This window comes from Erythrobacter sp. JB1-7 (assembly GCF_057365015.1).
This window is the reverse complement of record NZ_CP200291.1, coordinates 2,587,703-2,609,919: the sequence shown is the minus strand read 5'-3', so window position 1 is coordinate 2,609,919 and position 22,217 is coordinate 2,587,703. Positions and strand designations below refer to the sequence as shown.

17 protein-coding genes and 1 pseudogene are annotated in these 22,217 nt (G+C 59.5%); all 18 read right to left on the bottom strand.

The annotated features are described in order from the left end of the window. Nucleotides 1–92: 92 nt before the first annotated feature. Nucleotides 93–1,694, bottom strand: a complete 1,602-nt coding sequence (locus tag AC0V6W_RS12645) for an SPOR domain-containing protein (protein ID WP_486150500.1) — start codon at nucleotides 1,692–1,694, stop codon at nucleotides 93–95. Nucleotides 1,695–1,840: 146 nt separating this feature from the next. Further along, a complete protein-coding gene (gene ftsZ / locus AC0V6W_RS12640) occupies nucleotides 1,841–3,676 on the bottom strand; it encodes a cell division protein FtsZ (protein WP_486150498.1) in 1,836 nt (611 codons plus the stop codon). 166 nt (nucleotides 3,677–3,842) lie between these two features. Beyond that, nucleotides 3,843–5,093: a cell division protein FtsA gene (gene ftsA, locus AC0V6W_RS12635; RefSeq protein WP_486150496.1), complete on the bottom strand. Its 1,251-nt coding sequence runs from the start codon at nucleotides 5,091–5,093 to the stop codon at nucleotides 3,843–3,845. 224 nt (nucleotides 5,094–5,317) lie between these two features. Then, nucleotides 5,318–5,896: pseudogene (locus tag AC0V6W_RS12630) on the bottom strand (cell division protein FtsQ/DivIB); the annotation flags it as partial. Between the two features lie 238 nt (nucleotides 5,897–6,134). Further along, nucleotides 6,135–7,121, bottom strand: a complete 987-nt coding sequence (locus tag AC0V6W_RS12625; protein ID WP_486150494.1) for a D-alanine--D-alanine ligase — start codon at nucleotides 7,119–7,121, stop codon at nucleotides 6,135–6,137. Continuing rightward, nucleotides 7,118–7,600 carry a DUF4262 domain-containing protein gene (locus AC0V6W_RS12620; protein ID WP_486150492.1) on the bottom strand — a complete coding sequence of 161 codons (483 nt, stop codon included), beginning with the start codon at nucleotides 7,598–7,600 and terminating at the stop codon, nucleotides 7,118–7,120. Before AC0V6W_RS12620 ends, AC0V6W_RS12625 begins: the two co-directional genes overlap by 4 nt. Continuing rightward, nucleotides 7,597–8,568, bottom strand: a complete 972-nt coding sequence (murB, locus tag AC0V6W_RS12615; protein ID WP_486150490.1) for a UDP-N-acetylmuramate dehydrogenase — start codon at nucleotides 8,566–8,568, stop codon at nucleotides 7,597–7,599. Before murB ends, AC0V6W_RS12620 begins: the two co-directional genes overlap by 4 nt. A gap of 2 nt (nucleotides 8,569–8,570) precedes the next feature. Further along, nucleotides 8,571–10,001: a UDP-N-acetylmuramate--L-alanine ligase gene (murC, locus tag AC0V6W_RS12610; protein ID WP_486150488.1), complete on the bottom strand. Its 1,431-nt coding sequence runs from the start codon at nucleotides 9,999–10,001 to the stop codon at nucleotides 8,571–8,573. A gap of 59 nt (nucleotides 10,002–10,060) precedes the next feature. Beyond that, nucleotides 10,061–11,386 carry an undecaprenyldiphospho-muramoylpentapeptide beta-N-acetylglucosaminyltransferase gene (gene murG / locus AC0V6W_RS12605; RefSeq protein ID WP_486150486.1) on the bottom strand — a complete coding sequence of 442 codons (1,326 nt, stop codon included), beginning with the start codon at nucleotides 11,384–11,386 and terminating at the stop codon, nucleotides 10,061–10,063. Then, nucleotides 11,383–12,594, bottom strand: a complete 1,212-nt coding sequence (locus AC0V6W_RS12600; protein WP_486150484.1) for an FtsW/RodA/SpoVE family cell cycle protein — start codon at nucleotides 12,592–12,594, stop codon at nucleotides 11,383–11,385. The genes murG and AC0V6W_RS12600 overlap by 4 nt, the downstream gene beginning before the upstream one ends. Then, nucleotides 12,591–13,976, bottom strand: coding sequence for a UDP-N-acetylmuramoyl-L-alanine--D-glutamate ligase (gene murD / locus AC0V6W_RS12595; protein ID WP_486150482.1), 1,386 nt, complete (start codon nucleotides 13,974–13,976; stop codon nucleotides 12,591–12,593). Before murD ends, AC0V6W_RS12600 begins: the two co-directional genes overlap by 4 nt. Nucleotides 13,977–13,987: 11 nt before the next feature. Beyond that, the gene (gene mraY / locus AC0V6W_RS12590) at nucleotides 13,988–15,058 is read right to left on the bottom strand and encodes a phospho-N-acetylmuramoyl-pentapeptide-transferase (RefSeq protein ID WP_486150480.1); all 1,071 of its coding nucleotides are present in this window, start codon (nucleotides 15,056–15,058) and stop codon (nucleotides 13,988–13,990) included. A 20-nt stretch (nucleotides 15,059–15,078) separates the two neighbouring features. Then, nucleotides 15,079–16,551 (bottom strand): UDP-N-acetylmuramoyl-tripeptide--D-alanyl-D-alanine ligase, encoded by a 1,473-nt coding sequence (locus tag AC0V6W_RS12585; RefSeq protein ID WP_486150478.1) that lies wholly within the window; start codon nucleotides 16,549–16,551, stop codon nucleotides 15,079–15,081. Next, a complete protein-coding gene (locus AC0V6W_RS12580) occupies nucleotides 16,548–18,086 on the bottom strand; it encodes a UDP-N-acetylmuramoyl-L-alanyl-D-glutamate--2,6-diaminopimelate ligase (RefSeq protein ID WP_486150476.1) in 1,539 nt (512 codons plus the stop codon). The genes AC0V6W_RS12585 and AC0V6W_RS12580 overlap by 4 nt, the downstream gene beginning before the upstream one ends. Then, on the bottom strand, nucleotides 18,083–19,804 hold the full coding sequence (locus tag AC0V6W_RS12575; RefSeq protein ID WP_486150474.1) for a peptidoglycan D,D-transpeptidase FtsI family protein: 1,722 nt from the start codon (nucleotides 19,802–19,804) through the stop codon (nucleotides 18,083–18,085). The genes AC0V6W_RS12580 and AC0V6W_RS12575 overlap by 4 nt, the downstream gene beginning before the upstream one ends. Further along, on the bottom strand, nucleotides 19,801–20,370 hold the full coding sequence (locus tag AC0V6W_RS12570; RefSeq protein WP_486150472.1) for a hypothetical protein: 570 nt from the start codon (nucleotides 20,368–20,370) through the stop codon (nucleotides 19,801–19,803). The genes AC0V6W_RS12575 and AC0V6W_RS12570 overlap by 4 nt, the downstream gene beginning before the upstream one ends. Continuing rightward, entirely contained in the window at nucleotides 20,367–21,314 is a 948-nt protein-coding gene (rsmH, locus tag AC0V6W_RS12565; protein WP_486150470.1) for a 16S rRNA (cytosine(1402)-N(4))-methyltransferase RsmH, read from the bottom strand. The genes AC0V6W_RS12570 and rsmH overlap by 4 nt, the downstream gene beginning before the upstream one ends. After that, on the bottom strand, nucleotides 21,311–21,823 hold the full coding sequence (locus AC0V6W_RS12560; RefSeq protein WP_486150468.1) for a division/cell wall cluster transcriptional repressor MraZ: 513 nt from the start codon (nucleotides 21,821–21,823) through the stop codon (nucleotides 21,311–21,313). Before AC0V6W_RS12560 ends, rsmH begins: the two co-directional genes overlap by 4 nt. Nucleotides 21,824–22,217: the final 394 nt, after the last annotated feature.

Here is a 22,217-nt window from a genome sequence, read left to right as displayed (position 1 = left end):
CAAGCGATTGGCAATGCGCGAGGCGAGAGCGGCTGGGGAGAATTGATCTGACTTGTTAAAAGGCTGTGCAAAGATTGCTTCGCAGCCCCATTTCAAGAACCCGTGAGCGGCTTGATCTCTGCGCCTTCGGGGCTGGTATAGGCAAAGGTATCGAGCCCCTTGGCTTTCAGATCATTGACCATGGCGCGCGCATCAGTCGCACTGCCCAACGGACCTGCGAGCAGCCGATTGGCCTCGCCCCACGGGGTTACATGGGCATTGAGGTCACCCAAAACATCGGGCGCTGTGCGTTTGATCCGCCGCCAGTCAAACCGCAGCGCAGCCACATCGCGCCCGGTTGCGACCTGCACCCAATATCGGCGCGGCGCGGCAGGCGGGGCGGGCTCAGCAGGCGCGCTGGTTTCGCGCGGCACCTCTATCGCATTGATATCAACCGCATCGGCGCGCCTGCCAGTGGGCGTGCTTTCCCCCTCGCCAATATCGGCAAAGGCATCCGCGACACTGGGTTTTGCAAGCGAAGCGGGTTGCGGCGTTGGCGCGGGCCGGTTTGGCCGAGGGGCCGCAGTGCCGTACACAACCGTCGGACCTGTGGGCGCGGAAATGGGCACTTCTGCGTTATCAGACTGCGTTTGGGCTGCGACTTCGCTGGGTGCGCCAGACGCTTGCCCTGTCATTCGCGGCGCGCTTGCCAAACGGGCTGCGGTGTCTGTGCCAGCCGATGCAGGCGATCCTAGCGGTGTTCCCGCAGGCGCTAGCCGAGCATCGACGCCTGTCAAATTGGCTCTGGTCGGATTGGCGGCAGCGGCCAGAGCGCGAGGCTGCTCGCCCCCTTCGAGCGCGCGATATTGAACAATGGCCGGATCTTCGCGGCCAATATCAGCCGCGCGCGGGAAAATGCCCAGATTGGCAGCGGCGGATTGCTGCGCGGCAGTAAGGCGCGGCATGAATGCCAGATAGGGGGTCAGCCGGCTCGCCAGATCGCGCGGCATCACTTCATTGACGATTGACGCGGCACGTGCCTGCTCACCCATAATCGCCAAACCAAAAGCCCGCGCGCGAAAGGCAGCCGGATCGCTTTCTTCGAGCAATGGGCGCAGAGTGTCTTGAAAGCCGGTGTCATTACCCGCAATCGCCTGAGAGATAGCCAACCGGCGCACGGTTTCAGCATCTTCGGGATTGGCCGCGAGCACGGCGGCGTATTGCGCCTGCGCAGCTTGGGTGTTGCCGACCAGATCAAAGGCCAGCCCGCGATCGCGCGCAAAGCTTGTTCGTGCAGTGCCTGTAAGACGCGTGCCCGAGGCCGCGACATCGTTATACAATTGCAGCGCCGGAACCGGGCGGCCCGATTGCAAAAGCACCGATGCCATGCCCAGTTTCACGCGCGGATCACTGGGAGCCAAATCCTGCGCGCGGCCGAAAAAGCCGATCGCGGCATCCAGATCGTCCACCGCAAGCGAGGCGTGCCCTGCTGCCAGCAATGCCGACAGATCGCGCGGACGGCGCGCCAATTGCCGCAAAGCCGCACCCAAATCCTGCACTTCCTCAGATCCCAGCGATTGCACGACCGGGCGCGAGACCATTTCCTGAGCCTGCGCAGGGTTGCCCGCCATTGCGGCAAACACAGCAGCTGCGATCAGCGCTGGGGCCGATACGCGGGCAAATATGGGCGATCTAAGTATGCGGGCGATTTTCACGAACGCTACGCTAGCCAATTCGCCGCCCGCACGCATCCTCTTGCCGCATCAGACGAGGCGAAGCGCGCTTTGCTCAGGTTAGGCTGAGCAATCAGCGGTAGTTTGCACGCGCACATGGAGACGTGCACCCGGCAAACGACTAAAGGTTACTGGTTGTTTTGACGTCCCAGAAAACGCGGAATGCTGAGCGCTGGTGCATCACCGTCGCCATCCTCGTCGTCATCATCATCATCGCTGGAACTGCGCGACAGATTGGCCATGCGTTCAAACAAAGTGCTGCCCGAACTGCCACTACCACTCGAAGCCGCACCGCCTGAGCCGCCGCCACCTGAAGCGCCACTTGAACCGCCGCCCGAAGCCGCGCCGGAACTGCCGCCAGACGCATCCGCATCGGCAGAAGCATCATCGCCGCCGCCCAGCAGACCGCGGCGGCGACCGCCGCCCAAACGCGCCTCAACAGGGTTATCTTCGGCTGCCAGCCTGTCTGCATCGGCGAGCACATCATCGCCATCGGCTTCGCAATATTCGGCATAGCCTTCATCGCTCAATTCAAGCGTATCGTCCGCATCGGCGGAGCCGGCTTCGGACAGGCTGCCATTTTCGCGCGGAGACATGCCGCCTTCATCGCCATTGTCCACTCCATATGCATCATCGCTTGCACCGCGCAATCCGGCGAGCGGATCGACGATTTCGTCAACGTCATCTTCGCTGTCGCCCATATCATCACCGGCCTGCATTCCGGTAAGATCAAACGGCTCGTTCCCGCCAGCCAAAACATCACCGCTGAGGCCAACTTCTTCGGCTCCAACTTCTTCGGCCTCAGCTTCTTCAAGCTCAGCTTCGACTGCTTCGGGTTCTTCGGGCACTGCCATAAGGGATGCCACAGGTTCATCGGCCGCTTGCCCAGCGGCGTCATCTGCCACAGCGCTGTCATCCGGCAATTCAAATACGGGCCGCTTGGGCGCACGAGCACCTGGCAACGCGCTGGAGGATGAACGCACAGTCTCTCCCGCAGCGCCGGGTTCGATACCCGTTGCCACAACCGAAACACGGATCTTGCCATCAAGGTCAGGATTGAACGCGCTGCCCCAGATGATGTTCGCGTCTTCATCGACCAGTTCGCGAATATGATTGGCGGCCTCGTCCACTTCGAGCAGCTTCATATCTTCGCCGCCGATGATCGAGATAATAACGCCTTTGGCGCCTTGCATGCTGACCCCGTCGAGCAGCGGATTGGCAATCGCCATTTCAGCCGCTTCGAGTGCGCGGCTTTCGCCAGACCCTTCGCCTGTACCCATCATCGCTTTGCCCATCTCGCTCATGACAGAGCGGACATCGGCAAAGTCGAGATTGATCAGCCCCGGCATCACCATCAGATCGGTGATAGAGCGAACGCCCTGTTGCAACACTTCATCGGCAAGCTCAAACGCTTCTTTAAACGTCGTCTCAGGCTTGGCGATCAGGAACAGGTTCTGGTTGGGGATGACGATCAGCGTGTCGACGTGATCCTGCAATTCGGCAATGCCTGCCTCTGCTGCGCGCATCCGGCGCGTGCCTTCGAACAGAAACGGTTTGGTCACAACGCCCACGGTCAGCACGCCCATTTTGCGCGCCACCTCTGCGATGACAGGCGCAGCGCCTGTGCCCGTGCCGCCGCCCATGCCAGCGGCGATAAAGACCATATTGACGCCGTCGAGCGCCTCTTCGATTTGCTGCACGGTTTCTTCGGCAGCTGCTTTGCCCACTTCAGGCCGCGCGCCAGCGCCCAGACCGCCAGTGATTTCTGGGCCAAGCTGAATGCGTTTATCCGCCGAGCTTGAGCTTAACGCCTGCGCATCGGTGTTGGCGACGATAAAATCGACCCCTTCAATCTCGGACGCGATCATATTGCCGATTGCGTTGCCGCCGGCGCCGCCAATCCCGATTACGGTGATACGCGGACGCAGATCGTCGGTTGCTGCGGGTCCAATTGTGATGCTCATCGCCTTGTCCTCCGAATGCAAGCGCTCAGGTTTGAAAGTGCGCTTTTTGCATTCTGTTTATCTCTGACACATTCCTGACTTACCCGTTATAGCGGTAAAATCCTTATCCACAGTGGGGCTTATCCCCCATTGGGCACATATAGTCTTATAAACACCGCGTGAACCTTTAGAAATATTCACGCAGTGCACGCGCCAACCGGCCAAACTGGAACGCGCTTTTCTTGGCTGGGTCCAATTTGTAAACACTGCTTGCCTGGCCGCGCAGCGACCGGATATCAACCGGGTCATCGGCTGCATACAGACACAGACCCGCCAATGTCGCAAAGCCGGGATTGGCATGCGCTTCGGGCAGGCCGCGTAAAGCTGGCGCGCGGCCAATGCGCACCGGCATGCCCAGCGCGCTTTGCGCAAATTCGGCCAAGCCATCCAGTTCAGCGCCGCCGCCAGTCAAAACGACCTGCCCTGCACGCGGGCCGGAAAAGCCCATGGATCGCAGCGCCTTGCCCACTTCATTGGTGAGCTGCGATAAGTTCTGCGTGACAACCGACACCAATTCCGCCCGCGCAATCCGGGCAGTGTTGTCAGCGCCCCTTTTGGCCGCAATCTCAGCGCCGGGAGCGGGGGTTTCATTGCCTTCATCATTCGGGCCGAACAATGGGATCATTTCGCGGTGATCGCTAGGGCTGGCCATGGCAGAGCCTGATACGCATTTCAGCCGCTCGGCCTGAAAGCGGCGAATGCCAAATGCGCTTGCCACCGCATCCGTGATGCTGCCCGAACCCATCGGAATAGAACGCAGCCCCAGCAGCATGCCGCCTGCAAAGACCGAAACATTGGTCACATCGCAACCGATCTCAACCAGAGCGACACCCAGATCGCGCTCTTCTTCGTTAAGGCAGGCATAGCCCGCCGCCAGCGGAGACGCGACCACGCCTTCGACATCGAGATGCGCGCTTTGCACCGCTTCCATCAGATTGCGCACAGGCGGACCATCGGCCAGCATAACATGCACATCCACGCCCAGCCGTTCCGCATGAAGCCCGCGCGGATTGGCAACGCCGTGTGCCCCGTCCAACGTGTAATGCGCAGGCTGTGCATGCAGCACTGTGCGGCCATCGGGTTCAATCGTATCGCGCGCGGCAAACAGCAGATGGTCGACATCGTCTTCTTCGATGCGCCGTCCGCCGATTTCAATCTCCACTTTGGAAACCTGGCTTTTCAGCCCTGCCCCGGCGCATCCGATCCACACGCTGTTGACGCTGACGCCGGCGTTTTTCTCTGCCCGCTCCACCGCATCGCGAATGGCATAAGTGGCGCTGCGCATATCGGTGACATAGCCGCGCTTGATCCCCTGAGCGGCGCGGTGGCCTGATCCCAGCACCAACAGATCGCCATTCTCGCTCTCGCCCATAACCATGACAGAGATACGGAACGAACCGATATTGATCGCGCCGAAAACTTTTGAAAGACGCGCCTTATGCGCTTGTTTTGGAGCGGGTTTAGGGGTTTTCGCGGCGGGCGCAGGTTTTGCCGATTTGCGGGCTTTGGTGATTGCCATAACTCAGCTTCCCCCTGCGCAAGAACGGTATCGCCGCGCCCTGGCACACGCATATAGACGCGCGGCGGATTGCGCATGTCAAAGGTTGCAACCTTGCCGCCAATCAAGCGGTTCTGCCCGTCCATGCGCGCAAATTTCACCAGCGCGCTGGATGCGGCCATTTGTCCTTCGGGCAAAGCCACCACCTGATCGCTGTTCAACGTCAGGTTCCAGCGCCGATTGCCAATCCATTCCGCCGCCGCCAGATGCGGCTCCAACGCAGGGGCTGCGGCCAGCAATTGATCAAGCTCGCCCACTTGCGCAGCCGAACCGGGACCGGAGATTTTGAGCATTGCGTCCGCATCCTTGCTCGCAATCGGTTCAAGCTCCCGCCCGGTCGAATCAATCAGCATCATCCTGTCAGGCCGCACCAGCACCGCATGCGGAGTGCGCTCGACAATATCAATCACCAGAGTATCGGGCAGCTGCATCGACACGCGCGCATCCTTTACCCATGGCAATTCAAGGAGTTCGGTGCGCAGCTTGTCAATTTCAACATCGGGCATGGACCGGCTTTGCTGGCCCAAAGCGCGCGCATAAACCTCGCGTTCGTCCATGCGCTCGGTCCCTGTCACGCGGACATGGCGAACCTTATACCCCGCATCGGCGGCAACATGCGACATCTGCGCGCGGGCCATGGCGGGCACGCCAGCGAGATTGGCGATAAACGCGGCAACCGCCAAGGCAGCCGCGATAATGCACACCATCCAGATGCGGCCCCATTGTTCTTCGGTAAAGGGCAGCACCGACATCGCCGTGTCGAGCACGCCTGCGGTTTTCGCCTTGGCCCGGCGCGCATTGGCATTGCGGCTGTGCGACTGCGCCGCTCGCCGCACGCCTTTGGTGTTGGAGCGTTTGATTTTAGCCATGGGCTGTCTCCTGCGCGTGGGTTTGGCTGCTGGCGGATGAATGCACTCTGATTGCTTCGCGCACGATCATATCGACCAGATCGGCGTAATCGATCCCGGCATGACGCGCCTGTTCGGGCACCAGGCTGAGCGGGGTCATGCCCGGCTGCGTGTTCGTCTCGAGCACAAACAGGCCGTCCTCGCCCAGTTCTTCATCCCAGCGGTAATCGGTCCGGCTGGTGCCATGGCACCCGAGCACCTGATGCGCCCGGATCGCATAATCTTCGCACAGCGCGGCGATTGCGGGCGGGATTTGCGCCGGGCACACATGCTGCGTGCGGCCTTCTGTGTATTTGTGTTCGTAATCGTAGAAACCGGTTTCGATAATCAGCTCGGTCACGCCCAAAGCGCGCGGGCCATCAATCCCATCGATCACAGCCGTGGTCAGCTCGCGCCCTTTGATAAACGGTTCGGCAAGCAGATGCGAAAATTCCTGCCAAGGCCCCGCAGCATCGCGCGCGATCGGATTGCCGACATTGGAATCCTCGGTCACAATCGCGACGCCGACTGACGATCCTTCATTGACAGGTTTAAGCACATAGGGGCGCGGCAGCGGGTCGCGTTCGAACAATTCCTCAGACGGCACAATCCGCCCGCCCGGCATGGGAATGCCGTGGGGAACCAGCGCTTGTTTTGTCAGCTGTTTGTCAATCGCGATCACCGATGTGGCGAGGCCTGAATGCGTGTAAGCAATGCCCATCAGATCGAGCATACCCTGCACGCTGCCATCTTCGCCCGGCACACCATGCAGCGCGTTGAACACCACATCAGGCTTGGCCTCGGCCAGACGCGCGGCGACATCGCGGCCCATATCAATGCGCGTGACGCGGTGCCCTTTGGCCTCAAGCGCATCGGCAACGCCGTTTCCGCTCATTAACGAGACCTCACGTTCATTCGCCCAGCCGCCCATCAGGACGGCGACATGGATAGTGGCGGTCATGCTGCCACCTCATAGAGTGCGGGTTGTGCGTCAATGACATCTTGAGCAGCGCCATTGTTCCATGGGAACAAGCCGTTGATCGCACCCGGCCAAACGATTTGAAATGCTTCGGACATGTGTCCACGCCCGCAATGTCTCGAATACCACATCGCCGAAGCGAAATGATCTTCAATGATGTTTTCCGGACGGACTCTGCGAAACTCACAATCAAAGCCATCAAGTAGGCTAGAAATTCGCTCCCGATGTTGGATGACGAGACCATCCCGACACTGACGGTAAGTTTCGTTGATCATCGAATGCATCAATTTGTTATCGAGCCCAAAGCAGATCACTTCGGGCTGACGGATGGATCTCGGGAAACCAACCGAATAGCTTTTACCAGGTGTTTCGCCATCAGGATCAAAAACGTAATTAACCTGACAGCCATGCTCTTCGATGTTGGCAAGGATGCGCTCTTCGAACTCGCTCAAGTCGCTCATACCCGGCCCACCCGTTTGATTTCCCATTCGAGCTGAATGCCCGAATGCGCGTAAACCTTTTCGCGCACCAATTCGCCCAGACTTTCAATGTCGGTGCTGGTCGCATCACCTGTGTTGATCAGGAAATTGCAGTGCTTTTCGGAAACCTGCGCACCGCCATGCTTAAACCCGCGCAGACCCGCATCATCAATCAGCTTCCATGATGAATGCCCGTCAGGGTTTTTGAATGTCGATCCTCCGGTCATGCTGCCAATGGGCTGCGCATCTTTGCGCTGAGCTGAAATGCGGTCCATCTCTGCCTTGATCGCCGCAGGATCGCCGGGGAACCCTTCGAACCGGGCCGCGACAACCACTGCGCCATCGGGCAAAGCGGAATGGCGATAGCTGTATTGCAGATCAGCGTTGGACAATGTCACAAATTCGCCATCAGGCAAAAACACATCGCAATCCGTCAGAACATCGCAGGTTTCGCGGCCATAGCAGCCGCCATTCATCCGCGTGACCCCGCCGACAGAGCCGGGAATTCCGGTAAAGAACGCCATGCCGTCAATGCCGGCTTTCGCCGCGCGCCGCGCCAGAATGCTCACCGGCGTACCCGCGCCTGCCTGAACGCTGGTCTCGCCTGTGATCTCAACCTCGCTGAACGCTTTGCCCAGTTTGATGACGATCCCCGGCACACCGCCATCGCGGATAATCATGTTTGATCCGACACCCAAAGCCATCACCGGAATTTGCCCATCAAGCCGCTGCACGAACGCTTTCAGATCATCCAGATCAGCCGGTTCAAACAGCCAATCCGCATTCCCGCCGCTTTTGAACCAGACATGCTTTGCCAAAGGCGCATTGCGCGTAAGCGTGCCGCGAATGCCATCTGTGGGCACATGCGTGCTCGCCTCGCCTTCGACGTGGCAATTGGGGGCCATGCCCGTATCGCCTTGATAGCCATCGCCGGGTTGGTTTGCTGTCATCCTCATGCAGCCTTTAGTGAGTCAATCGCAGCGCCAAGGCCAGCCGCCCACCGTGTGATATCCCCCGCGCCGAGGCATACGATGATATCTCCGGCTGCGATTTCGCTTGCCAGCGCCGCGGCAAGGTCGCTTTGGCTGTCAATCGTGGCGGCAGATCGGTGTCCGCGCGATTTCAACCCTGCGACAAGCGCGGCGCTGTTTACGCCTTCGATCGGGTCTTCGCCTGCTTCGTAAACGGGCGTGACATAGACGCTGTCGGCATCGTTGAAGCAGGATTGAAACTCCTCCATCAAATCGCCCAGCCGGGTGTAACGATGCGGCTGCGCAACCGCGAAGACGCGGCCCGAATTATCAGACACCGCTTCGCGCGCGGCGGACAAAACAGCCTGAATTTCGACCGGGTGATGCGCGTAATCGTCAATGACGGTTACCACGCCGCCATCGCGTGCAATCTCGCCCACTTTGGTAAAGCGCCGCCGTACCCCGCCAAAGCTGGCAAAGCCTGTGCGGATTACATCATCGCTGCAGCCCATCTCAATCGCAACCGCAATCGCCGCCAAAGCATTCTGGACATTGTGGCGGCCCGGCATCGGCAATTGCACGCCTTCGATACGGCGGTCTTCTTCACCGCGCTGGCGCACGATCACATCAAACGTGTTCCCGCCGCCCGATGATTGGATATTGACCCCGCAAATATCGGCCTGAAGCGAGAACCCGTAAGTCACCACTTTCCGGTCGCGCACTTGCCCGATCACGGCTTGCACTTCGGGATGGTCAACACACAGGATCGCCGCGCCGTAAAACGGCACGTTCTGAATAAATTCAAGAAAGGCCCGCTTTACCCCGTCAAAATCGCCGTAATGATCGAGATGTTCAGGATCGATATTGGTGACGACCGCAATCGTGCCATCTAGCCGCAAAAAGCTGCCATCGCTTTCATCGGCTTCAACCACCATCCATTCAGAATCGCCCAGCCGCGCATTGGAGCCATATTGTTCGATGATACCGCCATTGATGACGGTGGGGTCAATATCCCCCTTGTCCAGCAGCGCTGCAATCATGCTGGTCGTGGTGGTTTTGCCGTGCGTACCAGCGACCGCGACAGTGGATTTAAGCCGCATAAGCTCGGCCAGCATTTCAGCCCGGCGCACGACGGGAATGCGGTTTTCAAGTGCAGCGGCCACTTCGGGATTGGTGCGGCGCACAGCGGTGGACGTGACCACAACGGCGGCGCCTTCCACGTTCTCTTTCGCGTGGCCGATATGCACCGTGATGCCGCGTTGGCGCAGGCGTTCCACGCTTGGCCCTTCGGCAATGTCGGACCCTTGGACGCTATAGCCCAGATTGCGCATCACTTCGGCAATGCCGGACATGCCAATGCCGCCAATGCCAACGAAATGAATAACGCCAATTTCGGTGCCAACGCCTTTCATGGGAGCAGCGCTCCCTTGAAAGGTTTCCGTGCATCCTGAGCCTGTCGAAGGACTTTCATTTAGCTGGCATCCTTGGCGGCAATATCTTTCGCCGCTTTCCGGGTCGAAGGCTGAGTGACCGCAGCGCCCTGCGCCGCTCTTGGCACGGCATCGCCCACGCGGATCACATCCATCAGATCAATGCCGCTCATGCTTTCAACCAGATCAGCCAAGTCCTTTGCCGCATCGGGCCGGCCGCAATTCCACGCAGCATGGGCTGCATTGGCAAGACTGCCCGGATTTTGCGCCATGGCCTGAATTTGCAAGCAGATGTCTTTTGAAAGCTTGGCAAAGATCGCTTCCTGACGGCGCATCAGATCATTGCCGTCTTCGCCCATCGGACGCGGATCGGTGACGGTTTCGGCAGGCTGGCGGATCATGCGCGCGCCGCCCGCTTCGACCATTTCGCGCGTATTCGCCGCCTGATGATCGTCGGTTGCAATCGGCAGCGGGATCAGGATGGCTGGCCTGCCCACCGCTGTCAGTTCAGCGATGGTGGATGCGCCTGCCCGCCCGATAAACAGATGGGTATCAGCCAGCCTTTCATCCATATCTTCAAAATAGGTGCCCAGCTCTGCCGGAATGCCATGCTCGCCGTATCGTTCGCGCACCGCGTCCAGATCTTCGCTGCGGCATTGCTGAGTGATCTGCAGCCGGTTGCGCAGCGGCGGGGGCAGCATCGCCATGCCATCGGGGATCACTTCGGATAAGATACGCGCGCCCTGACTGCCGCCTGTCACCAGGATGCGCAGCAGGCCCTCTTCGCCCAGCGCGGGAAAATCCTCATCGCGCAAAGCAAGCACGCCTTCGCGCACTGGATTGCCAACCAGATGGGTTTTGACCTGATATTTTTGTTTGAGCCGGTCTACTTCCGGATAGGATGTCGCGATGGCATCCACTCGGCGGGCCAGCAAGCGGTTGACCCTGCCCAGCACAGCGTTTTGTTCATGCACAACGCTGGGCACTTTGGCCGATGTTGCAGCGAGCAGAGCAGGCAAAGCGGGATAGCCGCCAAAGCCAACGACAGCGGACGGTTCAAAGCTTTCAAACAAGCGCAGCGCCATGCGCCGCCCTTCGAGCACAGCGCGCACTCCGCCAATCCATTTCAGCGGGTTTTTGCCAAACCGGCCAGCGGGAAGAACATGCGCGGTCAGGCTTTCGGGTTTTCCCGGAATATTGGCGCCGCGTTCATCGGTGATAAGCGCAACGTGATGCCCTCGCGCTTCCAGCTCGCTTGCTAGCGCAAAGGCCGGGATCAGATGACCGCCCGTCCCGCCTGCGGCCAGCACGAAATGCCGGCTTGATCCTGTCGGGATGTGCTGGTCCGCTGTGTTCTGGCCCGTCATGCGCCCTCCTTGCGCTCAAAGAAATGTTTGAGCCCTTTCGTCTCGCGCTCAAGATAGGGATTGCGGCGCGTAATCGCGAGCAGCAACCCAAAGGTAAAGCATATGGCGAGCGTGGAGGAACCGCCATAGCTGATGAGCGGCAGGGTCATGCCTTTGGATGGAAACAGCTGAAGATTGACGAGGATATTGATGAAAGCCTGCCCGCCAACCTGTGTGGCAAGGCCAACACCGGCCAGCATAGCAAACAGATTGTCCTCATCCACCAACCGGATCAGCGCGCGAGTCAAAATGGCGAGGTATAAAAGCACGACCAAGCCGCACACGATCAGGCCAAATTCCTCTCCGATAACCGAGAAGATGTAATCGGTGTGCGCTTCGGGCAGGCTCATTTTGCGAATGCCGAGCCACAGCCCGCTGCCCGTCCATCCGCCCGCAAGCAGAGTGCGCTGCGCAAGGTCAACCTGATCAAACGCGGTGCCGCCGCCCAGAAACGCATCGATCCGGTGGCGCGCATTGTCGTAGAAGAAATAGGTTGCGGTGATGAGGCCAATGCCGCTGGCGACCAAAACGCCGATGCGCGCGATGGATACGCCCGACAGCAGGATCATCACAAACCAAATGCCGCCAAACAGGATCGTCGCGCCCAAATTGGGCTGCAACATCAGCAATCCGGCAACTAAGACCATGATTGCACTGACAAAAGTGAGAACAGGCAAATCAGGATCGCGCAGCCGCAGGCTCATAATCCACGCGAGGATGACGACGAAACCGGGCTTTAGAAACTCGCTCGGCTGCAAAGACATGCCCACTTCGAGCCAGCGGCGCGAACCATTGCGTTCTTCCCCGAAAATGGGGACCAGAAACAGCAATAGCAGCATGCCAACGCCCATAATGATCCCGATGCGCCGGGCTTCATCGCGGCTCATAAAGGACACAGCCAGCATCCCTGCCAAACCGAGCAATTGGAAAAGGATATGGCGTTTGAAAAAAGCAAAATCAGCCGTTTCATATTGATCCGCAGCCGCAGGAGAGGCCGCTGCCACCGCGACCGTACCCAGCAGCATCAAGCCGATAACAAGTGCCAAAAGCGTTTTGTCCAGTTCACGCCACCAGATGCGCCCGCGATTGTTCCAGATCTTCAGAAATCCGGTCGGGGCAATGGCCGGTGCATCGCTGTGCGTACCCGTATGTGTTTTCAAAACGGTCATGCCGCTTCATCCTTGAAATAGGCAGCCGAACAATCAACCTCGCAATCGGCAATCACGCCCACCAATTGGCGGAAATGTTCGCCGCGCTTTTCGTAATCGCGAAACTGGTCAAAGCTGGCGCAGGCGGGTGAAAACAGCACGACATCACCGGGCCGGGCCGCATCGCGCGCACGGCTTACCGCTTCGCTGATAAGCTCGCAGCGTTCAACGCGGGTATGGGGCGCGATAAGGTCGGCAAACATCGGGCCAGCCTCGCCCACGGTGTAAGCGGCGGCGATCATACCCAGATGCTGCGCGCAATCGCCCAGCCCCTCCTCTTTCGCCAGCCCGCCAAGGATCCAGTGAATGCGCGGCGCGCCGTCATTGATCGCCGGATCAGGCGGAAACGCGGCCAAGGCAGGCGCGGTGGAAGCGGTGTTGGTCGCTTTGGAATCGTTGATGAACATGACGCCCGCATCCTGCGCCACCAATTCCATCCGGTGCGGCAGGGATTGAAACCGGGGCAAAGCGTGCTGCCACTGTGCGGGTTTGACGCCCAGCTCTTCGGCAATGGCGATGGCGACGGCGGCGTTTTCAAGATTGTGCGGACCCTGCAAACTTGGCCAACCGCGCTGAAGCGATTGAAGCGCCGCGCCATCTGCCGCGATCACGCAGCCATCTGGCCTGCTGTCCAATTGCGCGCGGTGGACAGCGCCCGCAGGACCATCGAGCGAACCAAACACCGCGAGATTGCGCGCCGATTGCATTGAAAACAGCCGCGCCTTTGCCGCAGCATAGGCCGCGTAATCGTCATACCGGTCCAAATGATCGGGCGTCACATTGGTGAGCGCTGCGACATCGCAGTCCAGATTGAAAGTCAGATCAATCTGATAGCTCGACAATTCGAGCACATAAACGCCCACGCCGTTTTCATTGGGAGCAAGCGGCTGCTGGCCAAGAATGGGATCGCCGATATTGCCGCCCATCACTGTGGGAATGCCCGCCATATTCAAGATATGATGAAGCAGCGCAACCGTGGTCGATTTGCCATTGGTGCCTGTAATTCCCACCACTTTGTGCGGCAGCAATTCAGCCCGGGCGAGCGCAAACAGCTCAATATCGCCAATCACGGGCACGCCGAATTTTGCAGCATGGGCCGTGATGGGATGGGTGTTCAGTGGCACGCCGGGAGAGACGATGACGCCGGCATATCCGGTCAGGTCGGTTTGCAAGGGATCGGCCAATTCGCACCGGCCGATAAATCTGTCCCGCGCAATATCCTGCCGGTCCCACGCGGTCACTTGCGCCCCGCTTTCCAGCAAAGCTTCCACCGCAGCCGCGCCCGATCGCGCCAGGCCAAGGACGGCATAGCGTTTATCGGCAAAGGCGGCAGAAGTGATCAAGCCTGTTTCCCCTATCTCAGCTTCAGCGTGGCAAGGCCGATCAGCGCAAGGATGATTGCAACGATCCAGAACCGGATCACGACCTTGCTCTCGCTCCAGCCCAATTGTTCGAAATGGTGGTGAATGGGGGCCATGCGAAACACGCGCTTGCCCGTCCGTTTGAACCAGAAGACCTGAATGATGACGCTCAATGCTTCGAACACAAACAAGCCGCCAACGATAGCCAATACGACTTCGTGATGCGCAGCCACCGCGATTGCGCCCAATGCCCCGCCCAGTGCAAGCGAGCCTGTATCGCCCATAAAGACCGCAGCAGGCGGCGCGTTGAACCAAAGGAAGGCAAGCCCCCCGCCCATAATCGCCGCGCAGAAAATCGCCAGTTCGCCAGCGCCCGGCACATGCGGAATGCCCAGATATTCAGAGAAATCCGCCCGGCCCACCAGATAAGCGATGATCGCAAAGGTGCCCGCAGCAATGATAACCGGCATAATCGCCAGGCCATCCAGCCCGTCTGTCAGGTTCACCGCATTGCCAGCGCCCACCATAACAAAGGCGGCAAAGACGTAGTAAAACGGCCCCAAGGGTATCTCTACGTCGGAGAAAAACGGGATATACAAATTGGTGTTGATCTGGCTGACGATGATGTAACTCGCCACCCCGGCCACTGCGAATTCCAGCAGCAGGCGCACTTTGCCTGATAGCCCTGCATGGCTATTCTTGGTGACTTTGTCGTAGTCATCAAGAAAGCCAATCAGGCCGAAACCCAGCGTCACGGCAAGGCAGGCCCATACAAACGGGCTGCGCAAATCCATCCACAAAAGAAGCGACAATGACAGCGCAACCAGGATCATCAGCCCGCCCATGGTCGGCGTGCCAACCTTGGCCAGATGCGATTGCGGGCCATCTTCGCGGATCGGCTGGCCCTTGCCCTGACGCACGCGCAGCATGTTGATGAATTTGGGGCCAATGACCAGACCGATCAAAAGCGCTGTCATCAACGTCGCGCCAGTGCGGAACGTCTGGTATCTGATCAGATTGAAGAGCCCTTCATAGCCCAGCCATTCGGCAAGTAGGTAAAGCATTCAGATCCCTCGGCGCCCGCTCATGAAAGCGCGCTAGTAAAATGTGACACCAATCGGCCAAGGCCCATAAAGTTTGATCCCTTAACCAGAACAGCATCGCCATTGGTCAGGCCAAATTCGGTCAATTCAGCAATGGCTTCATCGGCATCATTGCAATGCGTGAAGGAGGGCGCAAAGCCAAGTTGGCCGCCCTCTCGTTTCCCCAATTGCGCCGCGAGCGCCCGCATTCCCTCGCCCACCAGAATGACATGGTCGATTTTTGCATCGGCGAGTGGCTCTGCCAGCTTGCGGTGGAAACTGTCGGCAAAGTCGCCCAGCTCGCCCATTGTGCCAAGCACCGCGATGCGGCGAGCAGCCGGCGTCTGGCCAAGGCTTGCCAGCGTTGCGCGCATGCTGGTGGGATTGGCATTGTAGCTTTCATCGACAAGCAAAGCCTTGCCGCCGCTTGCCGCGATCTGAAAGCGCGCGCCGCGCCCTTTCAATCCGCCCATTTCTGCCATGGCCAGCCCCGCGCCCGACAGATCGCCGCCCGCTGCCCGGATCGCGGCCATCACGCCTAGCGAATTGCCGATCCAGTGTTCGCCCGGCTCCGCGATGGTGTAGCACAGACGCGTCTCGCCCAGGTCGGCGGTGATCAGCGCGCCGCCATGGTCCTGCGGGATCGCGTCCAGCAAGCGCACATCGGCCCCTTCGCTGCGGCCAAAGGTTACGATGTTCACGCCCGCCCCGCGCGCATGGCCGATAAGACGCTGCGTCATATCACTGTCTGCCGGGATGATCGCGGTGCCGCCTTCGATCAGGCCCGTGAAAATCTGCGCCTTTTCATCGGCAATCGCTTCGATGCTGCCAAGGTTTTCAATATGAGCCGGCGCAATAGTCGTAATCAGCGCCACATGCGGGCGCACATGATCGGCCAAAGGCGCGATTTCGCCTGCGTGGTTCATGCCCATCTCGAACACGCCAAATTTCGCGCGCGCGGGCATTCGCGCAAGGCTGAGCGGCACGCCAACATGATTGTTGTAACTGCGCACAGAGCGATGGGCTGCGCCTCGGCTCGCTCTATCAAGACTTGTGAAGATCGCTTCTTTAACGCCTGTTTTGCCGACCGATCCGGTCACTGCGATACGCACCGCTTCGCTGCGATCGCGTGCGGCATGGGCCAGCGCATGAAGCGCCTTGGTGGTATCGCCCACCAGCACATGCGGGAAATCAACGGGGCGATCCGTGATCGCTGCGACGGCGCCTTTGGCGAAAGCTTGCGGCAGGAACCGGTGCCCGTCCATCGCATCGCCTTTCAGCGCGACAAACACATCGCCCGGCTTGACATCGCGGCTGTCCATTTCAACGCCCGCGGCCTGAAAAGCGTGGCTGGCGGTGCCGCCTGTCGCTGCTTCAATCGCTGCTGCATCCCACAAAGCCATCGGCAACGCGTCACGGGCATCAACCGGCCATTCGCGCAGCCATTTGTGGATGGAGGGGTTAATTGCATTCATTGGAGCTGCTCCCCGCCATTTGCCGCGCATTCACGCGCCACCTGAACATCATCAAAGGCAAGCACTCGCATAGTGTTTCCTGACCCTATTATCTGGCCTTGTTCGTGGCCTTTGCCCGCAACCAGCACGATATCATGCGCGCCCGCTTCCGCGATGGCAGCGCCAATGGCTGCGCGCCTGTCGCCAATGTCGCGGGTGTTGGCACAGGCGCTGTTTGCACCTTCCAGAATTTGCGCGCGGATCGAAGATGGGTCTTCGCCGCGCGGATTGTCATCCGTAACAATAGCCATATCAGCAAGGCGCGCTGCAACTTCGCCCATGGGCGCGCGCTTGCCTGTATCCCGATCCCCACCTGCGCCAAAGACCACAATCAGACGGCCGCCTTTGTCCGCGTCAACATGCGGACGCAAAGCTGCAATCGCGGCTTCCAAAGCATCAGGCGTGTGCGCGTAATCGACATAAACCGGCGCGCCGCTGCGCGTTATCACAGCGCGTTCCAGCCGCCCTCTGACAGGCTGAAGCCGCGACAGCGCATCAAAAACCTGCCCCGCATCAGATCCCGTCGCCAAAGCCAGCCCGGCAGCGCACAAAGCATTGGCCGATTGATAAGCGCCGATCAGCGGCAATTTAACAACGCGCTCTTCGCCTGCATATTCAAGCGTCAATGTCTGGCCCAGCTGAGTTGCGGACCGGTGGACGAGGCGGAGGAAAGTATCACGCTTGTGCCCAGATGGGCCCTCCGCCTCGCCGACGATAAGCACTTTGGCAACACTTTTCAGTCCATGCTCAATCGCCTGTTCGGTCCATTCATCGCTGGATTTGTCGCGCCAGATCACGATCCGCCCATCCGGTTCGATCACTTCATCAAACAGCCGCATCTTGGCGGCAAAGTAATCCTCCATCGTGCCGTGATAATCGAGGTGATCGCGGCTGAAATTGGTGAACGCACATGCGCTTACCCGCACGCCTTCATTGCGGTATTGGGACAGGCCATGGCTGGATGCTTCATAGGCAACATGAGTCACCCCTTCGCGCGCCAAACCGCTCATATTGCTAAGGAATGTTACGATATCAGGCGTGGTAAGACCGGTTGAAACGCTTTCATCCGGCGTGGTCACACCCAAAGTGCCAATGCTGGCCGCACGCTCGCCGCACATCCGCCAGATTTGCCGGGTCATTTCGGCAGTGGAAGTCTTGCCATTGGTGCCCGTCACTGCGACAACCGTTTCAGGCACAGGGCTGAAAAAGCCGCGCGCCAAATGCGCAAAGGTCTGCCGCGGCTCTTCGCTTGGCACATGCAGGGCGTTTGCCACTTGCGCCTCGGGCCGGGCAACCACAGCGATAGCGCCCGCTTCAACCGCGTCGCTGATGACATCTTCGGCATTGAAAGTCGCGCCGCGAAACGCGCCGAATACGGTGCCGGGGGCAACCTTGCGGTGATCAATGGCAAAACCTGTCACGCGCGCATCACCTGCGCGCGCGCGTTCAAGTCCCATATCCAGCCCAGCCTGATCCATCAGCGCCGCCAGCTTCATTTGCGCCCCTCCACCAGATAGCGAAGGTCAGAAATATCAACATCGCGCCGATTGTCGGGCCGCACGCCCAGAATGGGCGCGATCCGAGGCACCAAGCGCCCAACGATAGGCGCAGCGTTAAATGCGGCGGTGCGCTGGTAAGAACTCGCCGCCGTGCCGCGCGGTTCATCCAGCACAATCACGATCACATAGCGCGGCTGATCCATTGGGAAGGCCGCAGCGAATGAGGAAACGAGCGAGGTTTTCCGGTAGCCGCCTTTGCTCGCCTTTTCCGCAGAGCCCGTTTTGCCCCCGACCCGGTATCCGGGCGCATCGGCATTGCGGCCTGTGCCGTACATCGAAATCATGCGCAGCAATTGCCGCATGCGCGATGAGGTAGAAGATTTGAACACTCTCCGCCCGCGCGGCACATCTTCGGGCGCAAGCTTGTGCAAAGTCGCAGGCCGCCAGATGCCGCCATTCACCATGGCTGCATAAGCATTAGCAAGGTGCAACGGTGTCACAGCAAGGCCGTGGCCATAGCTGACCGTCATATTAGTAAGCTTGCTCCATTTGCCGCGCGGCCAGATAGGCTGGCCTTTGGCGGGCAATTCAATGTGAGGACGCTGATCCATGCCCAGATCAATCATTGATTGACGCAGCTTTTCAGGACCAAGCGTGTTTGCAACGCGCGCGGTCACGGTGTTGGACGAATAAACGAGCGCTTGGGGCACATTCAGCGCCGCGCCTTTGGGCTTCAAATCGCGGATCTTGCGGCCCGACATTTCCACTGTTGAGGCATCCCAGGCCTTGCCCATATTGCGCACCACCCCTGCATCAATAGCAGCCGCAATGCTGACGGGTTTGAATGTCGAACCCAGCTCGTAAACCTGGTTGGTGACGCGGTTCATCATGTTGGCCTGACCTTCCGCATCGATCCGGTTGGGATCGAAATCAGGAAGAGAGGCAAGCGCCATGACCTCGCCTGTATCAACATCAAGGATAATGCCTGCCGCGCCCAGCGCATTGGTCGCCAGCATGCCGCGCCGCAATTCATCTTCAAGCGCCCCTTGCGCGCGCACATCAATCGACAGCGCGGTGGGCTGATCGCGCAGTTCGGGATCGGACAATTGCTCGTTCAGCACCTGCTCCATCCCCAGCCGCCCGGTATCATCCGATGCGACATAGCCCAGCACATGCGATGCCAGCGTCCCTTGCGGATAATGGCGATCGGTTTCGCGCGGGATTTGCAGCGCGATCTCGCCCAGGGAATACACTTTGTTCGCATCTTCCGGGAGAACGCGGCGGCGCAGATATCCCGCTTTGCCAGATGCAAGGCGGCGCGCGGTGCGGCGTTCGTTTATGGCCGGGAAAATCGCTTTCAAAGATGCGGCGATGTCGTCAGGCTCTCCAACCAAAGGTGAACCTTCATCGCCCATCGCCTTTGGATCAAACCACAAGGCATAGGCGGGAAAGGCACGGGCCAGCGGCTTGCCATTGCGGTCCGTGATCTCGCCGCGCGCAGGCAGCAATTGTTCAGCAAGGCTCGATTGCACCGGCGTGTGACCAGCAAAGCCAAGATAAGCGATCCGCAGCAAAGCCGCCGCCGCCACTATTGTGAAGACTATTGCGATCCACAAAACGCGCCACCGCGCCGTCAACAACGAACGATAACGCAGATGCACCAATTGGATGCGGCCCGCCTCAATCGCTGGACGGGGCGCTGCAAAAGCGCTCATTCGGCGACCTCGCGTGACAAGGCGCCGTCATCCATCAGCGGGGTTTGCGCATTGGCGGCGCGGATGGGGGAAGCTTCGATCAGGAAATTGCCAAAGGCTTCAGTAAAAGCTGCACCCGGATCGGCGCTCGCCACATTTGCCGAGGCAAAAGTGATCGGCTCGCCCGAAATGGGCGATACCATCTGAGCGGTTTCGCTTGACCGAACATCGCCGCTCTCACCCAGATCGGCGCGGGCTACGCGCACGGGGCTTGGCGCTTCGGGTCCGGCGGGTTGACCCAGGCTTGCCAATTGGCGCTGGTGATCGAAATATTGATCTGCGCGCGGCGCTTCATAGCCAAATTCAATCCGGTTCCAATTGGCAAGCTGGCGCTGACTGGCGCGCGCTTGCAATTCGGTTTCCAGCATCAAGGTTTGCCGCTCGAGCGCGACAATCTTGCGTTCGGCCAACAACACCGCACTCTTTTCAGCCATCGCGCTGATCGAGAGCAGAGCAAACAGCCCCACACACATAGCCAAAGCTGCAACCCAGCCAATTTGGCGTTTTCTTGCATCGGTGACGATCATGCGGCGGCTCCTTGTGGGAGGTTTGCGGGGGCGGCGGTGCGAATGGCGGTACGAAGGATGGAGGAACGTGCGCGCGGATTGCGCTCCAATTCTGCCTCACTCGCGCGGATCGCTTTGGATAGCTTTGCGAAAGTTGGCGGCGGTCCGGGCACTTCGCCGGGCAAATGGCGCGACACCGCCCGGCCTGCGCCCGATGCCTCGCGCAGGAACCGTTTGACGATCCTGTCTTCAAGGCTGTGAAAGCTGACAACGGCCAGAACCCCGCCCTCTTTGAGCAATGCCTGCGCTGCAAGAAGCCCTGCGCGAAGTTCGCCCAGCTCATCATTCACATGTATGCGAACGGCCTGAAAGCTGCGCGTGGCGGGGTCTTTCTTGTCATGCGGCTTATACCCCAAAGCGCGGCGGACCACGCGGGCAAGATCGCCGGTGGTCTCTAAAGGGCGCGCTGCCACAATCGCGCGGGCGACGCGGCGCGACTGGCGCTCTTCGCCGTAATCATAAAGGACATCGGCAATCGCGGCTTCATCGGCGCTGTTGAGGAAATCCGCTGCACTTTCGCCCTGCTGGCTCATCCGCATATCGAGCGGGCCGTCTGATTGAAACGAAAAGCCGCGCTCTGACTGGTCGAGCTGCATGGAAGACACGCCGATATCCATCACGACAGCATCGACCGCCTGCACCCCTGCATCCGCCAATTCCGCCTGCATGTCGGAAAAACGGTGGGGGTGCAGCGACAATTGGCCGCCTGCGCTCGCCGCCATGCCCGCCCCATCGCGAATGGCATTGGGATCGCGGTCAAATGCGTAAACGCGCGCGCCCTTATCGAGCAGCGCCGCGCTGTATCCGCCTGCACCAAAGGTCGCATCCACCACGGCCATACCTGGCCGAGGCGCAATGGCCGCGATCACTTCATCAAGCAGGACAGGGATGTGGAGCGCACTCATTTCTTTGCGCCCTTGGCTTTTGCTTTGGCCGCAGCCTCGCTCAATTGCTTGCGGCAGGCGGCTTGCGCTCCCTTGAAATCAGGCCCCATTTTGGCGAGCTCTTCGGGGTTCCAGATGAGGAAGAAGTCGCCCGCCCCCTGGAAAAACAGCCCATCTTCGATCTTGCCCAGATCCCGAATGTAATCAGGCATCACAAAGCGGCCGCTGTCATCAAACGGGAGCTGTTCAAACCCGAACAATTGCTGCGCGCGCGTGTCGTAATCAAATTCGGCATTATTCATGCGAATGGCGCGCTCTTGTTCATCGTCGAGCTTTTGCTGAAGTTTTTCAATGCGTGAGACACCAAACCCGATAAGGCAATCGAGCTTGTCGTGAGCAGCAATGCACAGCGTCTTGGCCCCGCCGGAGCTTTCTTTCAGCTCTTTGCGCAACGCCGGCGGCAGCACAAAACGGCCCTTATCGCCTGCTGGCGAAAAAGCGTTACCGCTATATGCTCCCAAACCCGACACCTGAACAATTCCCCGTATACCCTTGTGCGGCCCCACCTTTTGCCGCATTCACCTCACCGCGACACACCTTCCCCGCTGCCGCCCCCGCGCGAACGGAGGCAGCGCGCCAATCCATAGAGGCGGCGCGAGGCAAACAGATGTGTTTGATGGAACCCGGTAATATCCGGGAACTAGGCGGGTGAAAAGGGGTTTTCGCGGGAAATCACGGGATTAGATGGTAAATATCTGATTTACCTATATTTCATCTTGTGAGTAATTGGTGATGAATCCCCCAATCACCCGGACATTCCCTTAATTTCCCCACAAAACGATCTGATTTCGCGAGAAATTTGGCTCCGAGTCCCGGCTGCTGCATGGCCGCAGCAGGCATTTCCCGCAATTTCCCCAAATTGGA